The organism is Pseudactinotalea sp. Z1748 (genome assembly GCF_049725185.1).
Classification (GTDB): domain Bacteria; phylum Actinomycetota; class Actinomycetes; order Actinomycetales; family Beutenbergiaceae; genus CALKWS01.
Genome location: NZ_JBMPQB010000004.1, coordinates 212,498 through 226,522 on the forward strand (window position 1 = coordinate 212,498; position 14,025 = coordinate 226,522).

The 14,025-nt window shown below is 71.1% G+C and carries 13 protein-coding genes; 7 read left to right on the top strand and 6 right to left on the bottom strand.

Translation table 11 applies throughout. The annotated features are described in order from the left end of the window. Positions 1–4: 4 nt before the first annotated feature. Positions 5–1,294, bottom strand: coding sequence for a GNAT family N-acetyltransferase (locus tag ACO0LU_RS11040; protein WP_424791407.1), 1,290 nt, complete (start codon positions 1,292–1,294; stop codon positions 5–7). Between the two features lie 46 nt (positions 1,295–1,340). Between ACO0LU_RS11040 and ACO0LU_RS11045 the strand changes: the two genes are divergently transcribed. The 4 genes from ACO0LU_RS11045 (at position 1,341) to ACO0LU_RS11060 (ending at position 4,764) form a co-directional block, all read left to right on the top strand. Beyond that, positions 1,341–1,928, top strand: a complete 588-nt coding sequence (locus ACO0LU_RS11045; protein ID WP_424791408.1) for an AAA family ATPase — start codon at positions 1,341–1,343, stop codon at positions 1,926–1,928. Positions 1,929–2,004: 76 nt separating this feature from the next. Further along, positions 2,005–3,078, top strand: a complete 1,074-nt coding sequence (locus tag ACO0LU_RS11050; RefSeq protein ID WP_424791409.1) for a hypothetical protein — start codon at positions 2,005–2,007, stop codon at positions 3,076–3,078. After that, positions 3,075–3,656, top strand: a complete 582-nt coding sequence (gene thpR / locus ACO0LU_RS11055; protein WP_424791410.1) for an RNA 2',3'-cyclic phosphodiesterase — start codon at positions 3,075–3,077, stop codon at positions 3,654–3,656. The genes ACO0LU_RS11050 and thpR overlap by 4 nt, the downstream gene beginning before the upstream one ends. Before the next feature lie 52 nt (positions 3,657–3,708). Next, a complete protein-coding gene (locus ACO0LU_RS11060) occupies positions 3,709–4,764 on the top strand; it encodes an ATP-dependent DNA ligase (RefSeq protein ID WP_424791411.1) in 1,056 nt (351 codons plus the stop codon). Between the two features lie 3 nt (positions 4,765–4,767). Here the strand turns inward: ACO0LU_RS11060 and ligD are convergent, their stop codons facing one another. From ligD to ACO0LU_RS11075, 3 genes are read right to left on the bottom strand one after another with little or no spacing between them, the layout of a single operon-like run. Continuing rightward, positions 4,768–5,796: a non-homologous end-joining DNA ligase gene (gene ligD / locus ACO0LU_RS11065; RefSeq protein ID WP_424791412.1), complete on the bottom strand. Its 1,029-nt coding sequence runs from the start codon at positions 5,794–5,796 to the stop codon at positions 4,768–4,770. Positions 5,797–5,806: 10 nt separating this feature from the next. After that, a complete protein-coding gene (locus tag ACO0LU_RS11070) occupies positions 5,807–6,760 on the bottom strand; it encodes a threo-3-hydroxy-L-aspartate ammonia-lyase (RefSeq protein ID WP_424791413.1) in 954 nt (317 codons plus the stop codon). A gap of 8 nt (positions 6,761–6,768) precedes the next feature. After that, on the bottom strand, positions 6,769–7,863 hold the full coding sequence (locus ACO0LU_RS11075) for a PLP-dependent aminotransferase family protein (RefSeq protein WP_424791414.1): 1,095 nt from the start codon (positions 7,861–7,863) through the stop codon (positions 6,769–6,771). Positions 7,864–8,080: 217 nt separating this feature from the next. On the opposite strand from ACO0LU_RS11075, the gene pheS reads away from it, so the two are divergent. The 3 genes from pheS (at position 8,081) to ACO0LU_RS11090 (ending at position 12,251) form a co-directional block, all read left to right on the top strand. Continuing rightward, on the top strand, positions 8,081–9,130 hold the full coding sequence (pheS, locus tag ACO0LU_RS11080; protein WP_424791415.1) for a phenylalanine--tRNA ligase subunit alpha: 1,050 nt from the start codon (positions 8,081–8,083) through the stop codon (positions 9,128–9,130). After that, complete coding sequence (gene pheT / locus ACO0LU_RS11085) at positions 9,130–11,676, top strand: phenylalanine--tRNA ligase subunit beta (RefSeq protein ID WP_424791416.1); 2,547 nt, start codon at positions 9,130–9,132, stop codon at positions 11,674–11,676. Before pheS ends, pheT begins: the two co-directional genes overlap by 1 nt. A 77-nt stretch (positions 11,677–11,753) precedes the next feature. Beyond that, positions 11,754–12,251, top strand: a complete 498-nt coding sequence (locus tag ACO0LU_RS11090) for a flavodoxin domain-containing protein (RefSeq protein ID WP_424791417.1) — start codon at positions 11,754–11,756, stop codon at positions 12,249–12,251. A 54-nt stretch (positions 12,252–12,305) separates the two neighbouring features. Here ACO0LU_RS11090 and ACO0LU_RS11095 read toward each other — a convergent pair whose 3' ends face one another. Then, positions 12,306–13,292, bottom strand: coding sequence for a quinone oxidoreductase family protein (locus ACO0LU_RS11095; RefSeq protein WP_424791418.1), 987 nt, complete (start codon positions 13,290–13,292; stop codon positions 12,306–12,308). A gap of 12 nt (positions 13,293–13,304) precedes the next feature. Then, entirely contained in the window at positions 13,305–14,024 is a 720-nt protein-coding gene (gene def, locus ACO0LU_RS11100) for a peptide deformylase (RefSeq protein ID WP_424791419.1), read from the bottom strand. Position 14,025 lies beyond the last annotated feature (1 nt).

A 14,025-nucleotide genomic window follows, 5' to 3' on the forward strand; every position in this document is an offset into this window, starting at 1 on the left:
GCCCTCAGAACATCAGCGCGCCGTACGGCGCGGTGTCGGTGCGCATCGCGCGGGACAGTTCGGCCACCGCGCCCGGGCGCACCTCGGTGACGTACCCGGCAGCAGCCTGGCCGGCGATCGAGCGGTTGCCCAGGTAGGTCGCGGCCAGGTCCGAGATGTCCAGGCGCACGTGCGCGTCGTCCTCGGTCCTTCGGCACCGCCCGGTGCCGTCCGCGCCGACCTGCAGGTGCCACCGCCCGGCATTGAGCGGGCACATCTGGTCGGTGACCTCCAGGACCACGTCACAGGGCGCGGCATACCCCCGCTGGGACAGCGCTTTGGCGACATCGATGATGCGCAGCCACAGGCTGTCCGACCCGCGCACCACGGCCGCGCGGGGCCCACCGGCCCACCACAGCAGCGGATCGTGCAGGGATCGGTTCGGCAGTTCGGCTCCGGTGGTCAGGTCCACATCCACCAGTCTCCGACCCAGGGCGAGCAGCGCGGCGGAGTCGACGGCGGCCATCTCCCATACGTGGACCTTGCCCTCGGGCAGGCCGTCGCCGGACCACTTGGCCTGACGCCGGATGATCGCATATCCGACCGGCTCCTTCTCGCGCTGGGCCAGCAGCAGCCGAAGCGGTTCCTTGCTGCCGCGCTCGGTCGCGTGGTCCACCCACCAGGTGGCGCCCTGGGCGTCGCGGCGGGTCACCGCCCCCAGCGTGGCGGCCATGGTGGCGCGGTGGACCTGCTGGACCAGGTCAGCGGACTCCGAGGCGGGCAACAGGTGGGTGCTGATGCCCTCGGCCGACCTCGCGATGTGCTCCGGCGCGGCCAGGGTGGTGCCGCGGTTCAGGGTCAGGGTGATGTCCAGGGAGGCCACCGCATACCCGAATCGCCCGTAGATCCCTGGTTCCGAGGCGTGCAGGCCGGCGAGCGCAGCGCGGCCCTGTTCACGCACCCGGTGTACCTGGTGGGAGATCATCGACCGCAACAGCCCGCGCCGACGGTGGTCCGGGTGCACCCCGACCCAGGTCAGGGCATCCATCGGGACCCGGCGCACCTGGTCACCCGGCCCGGGAACCGTCAGATCCATGTCCCACGAGGCGAAAGTGGCGGCCAGCGGGCGTGGCTGGGGGAGGGTCACGGGCTCGGGACCGTTGTACTCCACCCCCCAGACCATCTGCGGGTCCAGGGTCGCCATGAACTCCTGCGGGCTGAGCCCGGGCCGGTCGTGGAACCACACCAGCACCTCGGTGGCGGTGAGCCGGTCGGCGTCGGCGGGGGACAGGGGCATGATCCGGTAATTCTTCATGGTGCGATGATCCCGGCTACCGGGGCTGCAGCGCGAGGGGAAATTCTTGCGGATTGGCACGCGGCGGCGCCGCCGGTACGGTGTGGCGGTGCGGGCAGAGCGGATCCTCATCTACGGGGTCACCGGGAGCGGGAAGACCACCTTGGCCCGCGAGCTCGCCGGCGCGCTGGGCGTCCGCGCGGTCAGCGTCGATGATGAGATCGGCTGGTTGCCGGGCTGGGTGAGCCGGCCGGCGGGCGAGCAGCGGAACCTGGCCGAGCAGGTCGTGGCAAAGCGCGCCTGGGTGATGGACACCGCTTACACCGCCTGGCTGGATGTGGTGCTCGGCCGGACCGAGGCGATCGTGGCCCTGGACTATCCGCGGGTGGTGTCACTGGGACGGTTGGTGCGCCGCAGCCTGGCGCGCGCGATCGACCGGCGGCCGATCTGCAACGGCAACACCGAAACCTTCCGGGAATTGTTCTCCCGCGATTCGATCCTCATCTGGCACTTCCGGTCCTTCGCCCGCAAACGAGCCCGGATCCGCTGCTGGGCGGCCGACCCGCCGGTGCGCCGGGTGGTGGTGCTGCGCAGTCCGCGGCAGACCCGTCGGTTTCTGGCCGGCCTTGGCGCGGCGGGGGCCGGGCGGCTATGACCTCGGGGCGAGCAGGAACATCGGGTCGGTTCCCCCGCGGTCCCGGCGGACCTGCGGCGGCAGTATCGTGCACTGGATGGGAACGCAGCAGGCCGGCTCGTGGGCGGTCCGCCTCGGTTCGGGCATCATCGCGGCCATGCTGGTCGCGACGGTGCTGGCCACGCCGGCTTATGCGAGCCTGGGCGGGTCCGCGGAGGCCACCGGGATGCGCGGGCAGGCCCCCGAGGTGCGCCTGGAGGTCAGCGCCAGTGGCGCGATCTCCGCTGTGCAGCCGATCCTGGACCGGCTCACCCGCGATCCCATCCTGAGTGGTCGCCAGGAGATCGCCGCGGAGGTTACAACCCCGGATCCGCCTTCGGGCACCGAGTCCCAGACCCAGCCGGAGCGCCGGATCCCCGGACTGGTCACCGTCGAGGAGATCAGCGCGCGGACCGAACGCGTCCAGGACGGCGACCTTTCCGCCCAGGCCCGCACCGGTCAGGTACACGTCGGCCTGCTCGGGCTGGATGTGTTGCGGGTCGGTGGGGTGCACGCCGAGGTGAGCACTCACCCCACCGAGGAACCCACTGCCTCAGCGGGTCGGCCGAGTGTGCAGTTCTTCGGCCGCCAGGTGCCCCTGCCGGTCGATGAACCGGTGGACATCGATCAGTACCTGTCCACCGCCGATGCCCTGGAGGCGCTGGAGACGGCGCTGCCGGGATTGACCACGCTGGTGCAGACCCTGGGCGGGGTGTTCGAGGCCGGCGGCGGGGTGCAGGTGCGGATGGGCCGCACCGAGCAGGCCGACGTCGGCACCGGATCGGCCACCGCGGTGGGCTTCTACGCCGCGGTGCACCTGGATCTGGACGCCCACATCTGCATCCCGAACCTGTCCGGGGAGTGCCTGGCCGAGGTGACCATCCGGACCGACGCCGCCGTGCTGGACCTGGTGTTGGCCGAGACCTCGGTGGAGCGACCCGAGATGCTTCCGGTGATCGAACGGATCGACTGGACCCTGGTGCTGCCGCTCACCGCGGCGGTGGCGCTGGTGCTGTTCGGCCTCGGCCTGGGACTGGGACTGTGGCGCCGGCGGCAGCGGGCGGCCGGCACCGGCGCCGCCGATCCGGGAGGGCAACCGGGATCCCCGGCGCAACGGGTCGGGCGGCGATGAGGGTCTTTGCCGCAGTCGACCTCGCCGCCCAGGCCGCCGAGCACCTCGACGGTGCGCTGGAGGTGATGCGCGACGCTGCCGGGTCGCGGTTACGCTGGGTGCACCCCGCCCAGTGGCACATCACGCTGGCGTTCTACGGCCGGGTTCCCGATGGTTCCGTGCCGGACCTGATGCAGGCGCTGACCGCGACGGCCGCGATGAGCCGGGCGATGACGCTGCGGCTGTCCGGGGCGGGCTCGTTCACCGGGCGCACGCTGTGGGTGGGGGTGGCCGGTGCGGACCGAGCCGATGAGCGAGCGCTGGTGGACGTGATGGCCTCCTGCGGCGAACTGACCACCGAACCGGACCGTAGGCGCCGGCGCGGGCACCTGACCGTCGCCCGCACCGGCCGGCGCTCCGACGGCACCGAACTGCCCGGACTGGTGCGGGCCCTCTCGGTCTACCGCGGACCGGCGTGGTCGGTGCGGGATGTGGGGCTGTACTCCTCCGAACTCGGCGCCGGCCCGGGCGGTAGTCCCCGGTATGAGTTGCTCGGTACCGCCTCGCTGGGGCATGGCGAGGGTTCGGGCGTCGGCTGATCGTCCGAGTCCGGCCTTTGCGAGCGGGCCCGGACCTGCCAGACTCTCGCCCATGGATCTGCCGCTGTCGTGGCCGCCGGCGCCGATGCTGGCCAAGGCCGCCAAACAAGTCCCTGCCGCCGACGCGATCGAGGGTGGGTACGCCTATGAACCGAAGTGGGACGGGTTCCGCGCCCTGATCGCACGGGACGGGGCGCAGGTCCGGATCGCCAGCCGCAGCGGCAAGGACCTGACCCGGTACTTCCCCGAACTGGCCGACACCCTCGGTGAGCACCTGCCCGACCGGTGCGTCCTGGACGGGGAGGTGGTGGTGCGCACCGGTGAGCCCGGCGCCCAACGCCTGGACTGGGAGGCACTCTCGGCCCGGGTGCACCCGGCCGCCTCCCGAATCGCGCTGCTGGCAGAGCAGACCCCCGCGGAGTTCATCGCCTTCGACGTGCTCGCACTGGGGGAGCAGGACCTGACCGGGGCCCCGTTCCGGACCCGCCGGGCCCGCCTGAGTCAGGCCCTGGCCGGGTCAGCTGCCCCGGTGCACCTGACCCGGCTGACCGACGACGCCGAGGTGGCCCGGCACTGGTTCGCCACCTTCGAGGGGGCCGGGCTGGACGGCGTCGTCGCCAAGGCATGGGAGAGCACCTACCAGGGCGGCAAGCGCACCATGGTCAAGGTCAAGCACGCCCGCACCGCGGAGGCGGTGGTGCTGGGCTACCGGGTGCACAAGTCCGGCAGGGGGGTCGGATCGTTGCTGCTGGGCATGTACTCCGGCGCCGGCGACCTGGTGAACGTGGGCGGGATCGCCGCGTTCACCGATAGACGCCGAGTCGAACTGGTCGAGGAACTGCGGCCCTGGGTGATCACCGACGACGACGGTGCCCCCGTCCTGGGGGAGACCGACCGTTCCCGGTTCAGTTCCGGCAAGGACATCAGTTTCGTCCGGCTGCGACCCGAGCGGGTGGTCGAGGTGGCCTTCGACCAACTCGAGGGGAACAGGTTCCGCCACGCGGTGAGGTTCCTGCGCTGGCGCCCCGACCGGGAGCCGGAGTCGGCGACCCTGGAGCAGGTGGAGCGGGCGGTGGCCTACGACCTCGACGAGGTGCTGGCTTCCTGAGGCTCAGTACTCGCTGTCCGCGCGCCGCTTCTTCGAGGGCTGCACCCTGGGCGGCTCCCCGGGCATCTTGGGGTACTCCGGCGGGAAGGGCTCCTCACCCAGGCCGTCCTGGAGGTCCTGCTCCCACCAGGACATCGCCACCTCCAGTGTGCCCCGGTGATCGTCCAGGTCCGCCCAGGCATCGCCGTCAGCCGCCAGGATGTCGGGCACGGTGCGCACCGTGAACTGGCCCGGGTCCAGCCCGTCCAGATCCGCCCACCGCACCGGCATCGACACCGGCGCCCCTGCCAGGGGCCTGGGGGAGTAGGCAGAGGCGATGGTGCGGTCCCGGTTGGCCTGGTTGAAGTCCACGAAGATCTTCTCCCCGCGTTCCTCCTTCCACCACGCGGTGGTGACCAGGTCCGGCATCGCCCGCTCGAGGCGCCGCGCGATCGCGATCACCGCGTGACGCACGTCGAGGAACTCCAGCACCGGATCGATCCGGGCGTACACGTGCAGCCCGCGCGAACCGGACGTCTTCACCCAGGCGACCAGACCGGCGTCGGCCATCACCTCCCGCAACCCCACCGCCGCGGTGACGACGTCACCGAAGGTGCGGCCCGGCTGGGGATCCAGGTCGATCCGCAGCTCGTCCGGGTGGTCGTTGTCACCCGAGCGCACCGGCCAGGGGTGGAAGGTCAGCGTGTTCATCTGCACTGCCCAGACCGCGGTGGCCACCTCATCGATCACGAGCTGGGGGTGGGACCGGCCCGACGGGTAGGTGCACATCGTGGTACGGGCCCACTCCGGGACCCCACGCGGGGGGTTCTTGGAGAAGAACTCCTCCCCGTCGACGCCGGTGGGGAAGCGTTGCAGCGTGACCGGGCGGTCTCCGACGGCCCGCAGCATGCCGTCGCCGACGGCGATGGTGTACTCGGCAAGATCGGCCTTGGTGATCTGCTCCTGCGGCCACAGGAGACGGTCCGGGCTGGACAGGCGCACCTGACGCATAGTGGGTCCGGGGATGTCCAGCACGATCGCCTTGGCAGCCATGCCCGAAACGCTACTGGGTGGCGATCAGTGCGGCATAGCGGTTCAGGTCCACGTTCCCGCCGGACACGATCACCCCGATGCGCCCACCCCGGACGATCTCGGTGTGCGTCAGCAGGCCCGCGAGGGCGAGCACACCGGTGGGCTCGGCCACCAGTTTCGTCGTCGTGGCCAGCACTCGCATCGCCTCACGCAAGGCATCGTCGCTCACGGTGAGCACATCGGCGGCGCCGCCGGAGATGATCGGGAAGGTCCACTCGCCCAGCGCCTGCGTCTGGGCGCCGTCGGCGATGGTGCGTGGGGTGTCGATGTGCACGATCCGACCGGCGCGCAACGAGCGCTGACCGTCGTCCCCGGCCTCGGGCTCCACCCCGTAGATCCGGGCCGCCGGGGCGGCCTCCCGCGCGGCCAGGATGGTGCCGGCGAGCAACCCGCCCCCGCCCAGTGGGGCCAGCACCACGTCCAGCCCGGGAGCCTGGGCCAGGAACTCGGCGGCCGCGGTGCCCTGCCCGGCGATGATGTGCGGATGGTCGTACGGGGGGATCAACGTCAGCCCGCGCTCGCGGGCCAGGTCCGCTCCGAGCTGCTCCCGGGTCTGGGCGTAGCGGTCGTAGGGCACCACGTCGGCGCCGTAGCCCCTCGTCGCGGCGACCTTCACCTCAGGGGCGTCGTGGGGCATCACGATCGTGGCCGGGATGCCCAACTCACCGGCGGCCAATGCGATCGCCTGGGCGTGGTTACCCGAGGAGTAGGCGATCACTCCGGCCGCCGCCTGGGCCTGGGTCAGCTGGAGCAGCGCGTTGAAGGCACCCCGGACCTTGAAGGCACCGGCGCGCTGCAGGTTCTCGCACTTGAGGAACACCCGGGCACCCACCCGGTCATCCAGACGCCGTGAGGTCAGCACCGGGGTGCGGTGCACATGCGCACCGATCCGGTGGGCCGCCGCGGGTACGTCCTCGGGCAGCACCGGCGGGCTCAGGCGACTTCGCGGAAGGCCTGGGCCAGGCGGGTCACGCCCTCGCTGATCTCCTCCAGGCCGACCCCGGAGTAGGCCAGGCGGATCGCGTCCCGGGAACCGTCGGTGACGAAGTCCGAGCCCTTGACCACCGCGACTCCGCGTTTGGCCGCAGCCTCGGTGAGCGCGTCGCCGTCGACCCCCTCGGGCAACTGCACCCACAGGAAGTAACCCCCCTCGGGCTCGACGAAACTCACCTGCGGCAACTCCGCCCGCAACGCCTCGCTCAGGCGCTTGGCGCGCTGGGACAGCGCCGTCTTGACTGTCTCGATGGAGGAGTCGAAGGAGCCACCCCGGACGAACTCGTTCACGATCGACTGCGAGACCATCGACGGCGAGATGTAGGTGGAGGTGGCCAGTTTGGTGATCGTGGCGATCAGGTCCGCGTCGCCCACCAGGTAGCCCACCCGGATCCCCGGGCACACGGTCTTGGAGAAGGAGGAGGCATAGACCACCTCATCGCCACCGGCCAGGGACAACATGGTGGGTTCGGTGGTCCCGGAGAACCGCAGTTCCACGTAGGGATCGTCCTCGAAGATGGTGAAGTCATACTCCCGGGCCAGGGCTACCAGGGCCCGGCGCTTCTCACCGGAGAGGGTGTAGCCGGCCGGGTTCTGGAAGTTGGGGATGATGTGCGCCAACGTCACCGGTGTCCCGCCGGCGAGCAGTTCCGCCATCGCGCGCACATTCACCCCGTCGGCCTCGAGTTCGACCGGGTGCACCTTCGCTTCGCGTCCTCGCAGGGACAGCAGCGTCCGGTCGTAACTGGGCCGTTCGACGATCACGCCGTCTCCGGCCTGCACCAGGGTCTGGAAGAGGAATGCGTCCGCCTGCATGGACCCGTTGGTGACGAGCACCTGGTCCTCGGCGACGCCGTGGCGCTGCGCGATCCACGCCCGCAGGGGCTTGTACCCCACGGCGGTGCCGTAGGCGAAGGAACCGGCGGGGTCCTTGCTGAAGGCGCGCTCGGCGGCTCGGCGCAGTCCGTCGACGTCGATGATGTCCAGCGACGGGGCGCCACGGGCAAAGGAGATCGGTGCAGGTTCAGCGGTCATACCTCCACCCTACCGACAGCGCCGAGGCCCGGCGGCAGGGGATCCCCACCCCCGACCTCCGGGCGCGCGACTGTGCCATGATGGGGCCATGGATATGCTCCCGCGCCGATTTAGCCGGCCCGTCTCCGGGCCGGCGCGCGGTCGCTGAGCGACGCAGTCACGCCCCGGGCGGGCAACCCCAGACCACCCTGCAGTGACGATTTGGAGAACGTTCGTCGTGTCCACCCCGCTCTCACCTCTGGATGCAGAGGCCATTAGTGCTGCCGTTGCCCGCGCCAGGGACGCGGTAGCCGCAGCCGGCAACCTCGATGAGCTCAAGGCGGCCCGCCTCGCGCACACCGGCGACACCAGCCCGCTGGCCCTGGCCAACCGCGCCATCGGCTCCCTGGAGAAGTCCCAGAAGGCCACCGCCGGGCGCATGATGGGCCAGGCCCGTGGCGAGGTGAACAAGGTGATCGCGCAGCGTCAGGAGGTGCTCACCGCCGAGCGGGACGCACAGGTGCTGCGCACCGAGGCAGTCGACGTCACCATTCCGGTGGCCCGGTACGTCCTGGGCGCACGCCACCCCCTGGAGGTGCTCGGTGAGGAGGTCGGCGACTTCTTCGTCTCCATGGGCTGGGACATCGCCGAGGGCCCGGAGGTGGAGCACGAGTGGTTCAACTTCGACGCCCTGAACTTCGGCCCGGACCATCCTGCCCGGCAGATGCAGGACACCTTCTTCGTCGCCGATGACACCCCAGGTCAGAACGAGCACCTGGTGCTGCGCACGCACACCTCCCCGGTGCAGGCGCGCACGATGCTCTCCCGCGGCGTGCCGGTGTACGTGGCCTGCCCCGGCAAGGTGTTCCGCACCGACGAGCTCGACGCCACGCACACACCGGTCTTCCACCAGGTGGAGGGGCTGGCGGTGGACAAGGGTTTGACGATGGCGAACCTGCGCGGGGTGCTGGACCAGTTCGCCCGAGCGATGTTCGGCCCGGATGCGCGCACCCGGATCCGGCCCAGCTTCTTCCCGTTCACCGAACCCAGTGCGGAGATGGACCTGTGGTTCCCGCAGAAGAAGGGCGGGCCCGGCTGGATCGAGTGGGGTGGCTGCGGCATGGTGCACCCCAACGTGCTGCGTGCCTGCGGCGTGGACCCGGACGTCTACGCCGGCTTCGCCTTCGGCATGGGCCTGGAACGCACCCTGATGCTGCGCCACGGCATCGATGACATGCATGACATGGTCGAAGGCGATGTCCGCTTCTCGCTGCAGGGAGACCGCTGATGCCCTACATCACCGCTGAGTGGCTGCGCGAGCACGTGAGGGTGCCCGCCGGCACCGGTGCCGCCGACCTGGCCGCCGACCTGGTCCGGGTGGGCCTGGAGGAGGAGGAGATCCACACCCCCGGTATCACCGGGCCGCTGGTGGTGGGACGCGTGGCGCAGATGGTCAAGGAGCAACACTCCAACGGCAGGACCATCTCATGGACCCAGGTGGATGTGGGTGAGCACAACCCGCCGGGGCAGGAGGCTCGCGGCATCGTGTGCGGCGCGCACAACTTCGATGTCGGCGACGCCGTGGTGGTCGCCCTGCCCGGGGCGGTGCTGCCCGGAGACTTCGCCATCTCGGCCCGCAAGACCTACGGGCACGTCTCGGACGGGATGATCTGCTCGGCGGCTGAGCTGGGTGTGGGCGAGGGGCCTGAGGCAGAGGCAGGAATCATCGTCCTGGACGAGGGCGCACCCGCCCCCGGCACCGATGCGCGCGGCCTGCTCGGCCTGGACGAGGACGTACTGGAGATCAACGTGACCCCGGACCGGGGGTACTGCTTCAGCGTGCGCGGCATCGCTCGCGAGTACGGACACTCCACCGGGGCCGAGTTCACCGACCCGGTGCTCGCCCAGGCCGCCCCGCCGGAGCCGACCCCGGACGGATTCGAGGTGGTGGTCAAGGACGAGGCACCGATCCACGGCCGGGCGGGCTGCGACCGCTTCGCCACTCGGATCGTCCGCGGCGTGGACCCGGATGCGCCCACCCCGCCGTGGATGGCGCGCCGGTTGCGCCAGGCCGGGATGCGCCCGATCTCGGTGGTCGTGGACGTGACCAACTACGTGATGCTCGACGTCGGCCAGCCGATCCACGCCTACGACCTGGGCAGCCTCATCGCCCCGATTGTGGTGCGCCGGGCCCGCTCCGGCGAGCATCTGGTCACCCTGGACGACGTCCGACGCGACCTGGCCACGGAAGATCTGCTGATCACCGATTCCGCCGGTGGCCACGGTGAGCGCATCCTCGGCCTGGCCGGTGTGATGGGCGGTGCCGCGACCGAGGTCAGCCAGGACACCAAGGACGTGCTGATCGAAGCCGCGCACTTCGATGCGGTCAGCGTCGCGCGGACCGCACGCCGCCACCGGCTGCCTTCCGAGGCCGCCAAGCGGTTCGAGCGCGGGGTGGACCCGGCTCTGCCGCCGGTCGCCGCCCAGATGGTGGTGGACCTGCTGGTGCGCCACGCCGGCGGACGTGCCGCCCCGGCGGTCACCGACCTGGACCGCACGGCGCCGCCCGCGCCGATCCGGTTGGACGCCGCCGAGCCGGCCCGCCTGGTCGGGGTCGACTACACCAGCACGCAGGTGGTCGAGACCCTCACCGATCTCGGAGCCCGGGTGGACGAGGGCGAGGAGTCCCACCTCGTGGTGACTCCACCGACGTGGCGCCCGGATCTGGTCTCCGCGGCGGACCTGGTGGAGGAAGTGGTCCGGCTGCGGGGGTATGACCAGGTTCCCTCGGTGCTGCCGCAGGCCCGGCCCGGACGCGGGCTGACCACCGATCAGCGCCGCCGGCGCCGGGTGGCCCAGGTGTTGGCCGACATCGGCCTGGTGGAGGTGCTCACCTACCCGTTCGTGGCCGGCTCCCGCGATGACGAGCTGGGCCTGGCCGAGGACGACGAGCGCCGGCTCCGGGTGCGACTGGCGAACCCGCTGGCGGACAACCAGCCCTACCTGCGCTCCACCTTGCTGCACACGCTCGTGGATGCCGCGGTACGCAACGTGGGCCGGGGCTTGACGGATCTGGGCATCTTCGAGGTCGGCATGGTCACGGTGGGCACCGGCACCCGCGAAGCCAGCCCGCTCCCGCCGCTGGGCGCACTGCCCGGCCCGCAGGACCTGGCGGCGATCGAGGCGGCCGTACCGGACCAGCCCCGCCACGTCGCCGGGGTGCTGACCGGCAACGCCGAACCGCCCGGTGTGTACACCGCGGCGCGGCGGGCGGACCACACCGACGCCATCACCGCGGTGACCCGGATCGCGGACGTCCTCCGGGTGCCGGTGCGCATCGAGGCCGAGACCACCACCGCGCCGTTCCACCCCGGGCGTTGCGCCGTGGTGCGCGCCGAGGACGGCCGGGTGCTCGGCCACGCAGGTGAACTGGCCCCCAAGGTGGTCAGCGCCCTGGGGCTGCCCGAGCGGAGCGTGGCCTTCGAGGTGGACCTGGACGCGATGCTGAGCGTGGCACCGCGGGAGCCGGCGCAGTTCGCTCCGCTCTCGACCTACCCGGCAGCCAAGGAGGACATCGCGCTGGTGGTCCCGGCCGATGTCCACGCTGCCCAGGTGCTGGCCACGGTCGAGGAGGCTGCCGGCGGCCTGGCCGAGGCGGTGCACCTGTTCGACCGATACACCGGTGAGTCCATCGGCGCCGAGCAGGTGTCCCTGGCCTTCGCGCTGCGGCTGCGGGCTCCGGACCGGACGCTGACCTCCGCCGATGCCGTGGCCGTACGCGATGCGGTCGTGGACCTGGCGGCCAAGCGGCACAGAGCCCGGCTGCGGACCTGAGCACCAGGGGCCCGCGAGCGTGGGCCTGAGGACCAAGGTCCCTGGAAGACGCCTGTTCGGCGAGGCACTCTAGTGGTATGAAGATCTTGGTCGCGGTGGCCTCCACCTATGGCGCCACCCATGAACTCGCAGGCTGGATCCGCGATGCCCTCGCCGAGGCCGGACACTCCGTCACGTTGTCGCCGGTGGAGCAGGTGGAGGGATTGGCCGACTACGACGCGGTGGTGCTCGGTTCGGCGGTCTACATCGGCCGGATCCTGACCCACGCCCGTCAGTTCGCGCGCCGTCTGGAGAGTGAGTTCGCACCGAAGCCGGTGTGGGTGTTCGCCTCCGGGATGAAGAACGTCACCGCCAGCCCGCTGCAGGACCGGTACGCCCAACCACAGCAACCGCCCTACTTCGGGGGCCAGTACCCGATCTTCGGAGGGCGGGTGGATCCCGGCCAACTCGGTCCGGCCGAACGGGCGCTGGCCGGGTTCATGGGTTCGCACGGCAAGGATGAACGCGATCGGGACACGATCGAGGCCTGGGCGCGCCGCGTCGCCGTGCAGGCGGATCGGGCATCGGTGGCCTGACCGGTCCGACCGCAGGGTCTCCAGGTTGTCGCCGGATCCGGGCCCATTGTGTCGTCAGGGGAGCAGCAACACCTTTCCGGTGGTCTCCCGGCCCTCCAGCGCCCGGTGGGCGCGCGCGGCCTCGGCCAACGGGAACCGCGCACCGATGTGCACGTCGAGGCTGCCCTCGGCCACGGCGGCGAAGACCGCCCGGGCCCGGTAGCGCAGTTCGTCGGTCTCGGCGATGTAGTGGAACAGCGTGGGCCGGGTGACGAACAGTGAGCCGGCGCTGTTCAGGCGCTGCAGGTCGAACGGTGGCACCTGTCCGGAGGCGCCCCCGAAGAGCACCAGCATGCCCCGCATCCGGACGCTGGCCAGGGAGGCGTCGAAGGTGTCCTTTCCGACGCCGTCGTAGGCCACATCCACGCCGCGCCCTTCGGTGAGGTCGCGCACCGCCTGGGACAGTTCGGTGGTCATGTCGGTGAAGGCGTCGTACCGGATCACGTCGGCCGCACCGGCGGCCCGGGACATGCGTTCCTTCTCCTCGGTGGACACCGTGGTGATCACGCGCGCTCCGCGGGCCACCGCCAGTTGGGTGAGCAGCAGCCCCACCCCGCCCGCGCCGGCGGTGAGCAGTACGTCGTGGCCGGGTTGGACATTGAAGGCACCCTCGACGAGCATGTGCGCGGTCATCCCCTGCAGGGGGACCGCGGCCGCCGTGCGCAGGTCGACATTGTCCGGCACCGGGACCACCTTCGCGGCCGCGATCTCCAGGAACTTGGCATAGGAGCCTCCGCCGCTGCCGGCCCAGGCCACCCGGTCACCCACGGCGATGTGGGTGACGTCGTCGCCGACCGCGATCACCTCACCGGCGCCCTCGTTGCCGAGTACGAGCGGGAAGTCGGCCGAGTACACCCCCGAGCGGACGTAGGTGTCGTAGAAGTTGACCCCGGCAGCGGCCACATCCACCACCACCTCACCGCGAGCCGGGGTGGGCTCGGGGCGCTCCTGGAGCCGGAGGACGTCGGGGCCGCCTGGTTCTTTCGCTTCGATGACCTGCATGAGGCCAATCTATTACCTGCTGTCCTCCAGCGCGCTCCGTTCGGGGTAGCGGGCCGGCTGCTTGTCCAGCAGAAGGGCAACCTCGGTGCGCCGGGTGAACACCTCGTCGCGCAGGTCGGCCATCTCGGCCAGTACCCGTTTGCGCACCCGCTTGGCGAGCAGGTCGGTGTAGAGCTGTCCGTGCAGGTGACCGGTCTCGTGCAGGAAGCAGCGGGCCAGGTAGCCGGTGGCCTCATGAGTAAGCGGCTCGCCGTGTTGATCCACCCCGCGCACGCGCACGTGGTAGGGCCGGTACAGGTCCGCCCCCGGGCCGGGGACGGACAGGCATCCCTCGGTCATCTCCTCGGTCTCATCGGGGGAGATGACCTCGATCGCGGGGTTGATCAGGTGTCCCACGTGCCGCACGCCGTCGGCATCGGTGAGGTCGTAGACGAAGAGCTGGGCGTCCACACCGATCTGATTGGCGGCCAGGCCCACACCCTCGGCGACGAGCATCGTGGTGAACATGTCATCGATCAGGGCGGCGAGGCCGTCGGTGCCGAAGTCGGTGATGCTGCGGCAGCGCCGGTGCAGCACGTCCTCGCCTATTTCGGTGATCCGGCGCACGTTGCCGCGGCGGGCCATCGGCGTGACGGGCCCGAGGTCGGCTACGTCCTGTCCCTGGAGCAGGGTGCGCACCGGACCCTCGGCGGGGTCGGCGGGGTCCTCGGTCAGTTCGGCGGCGTCGGTCATG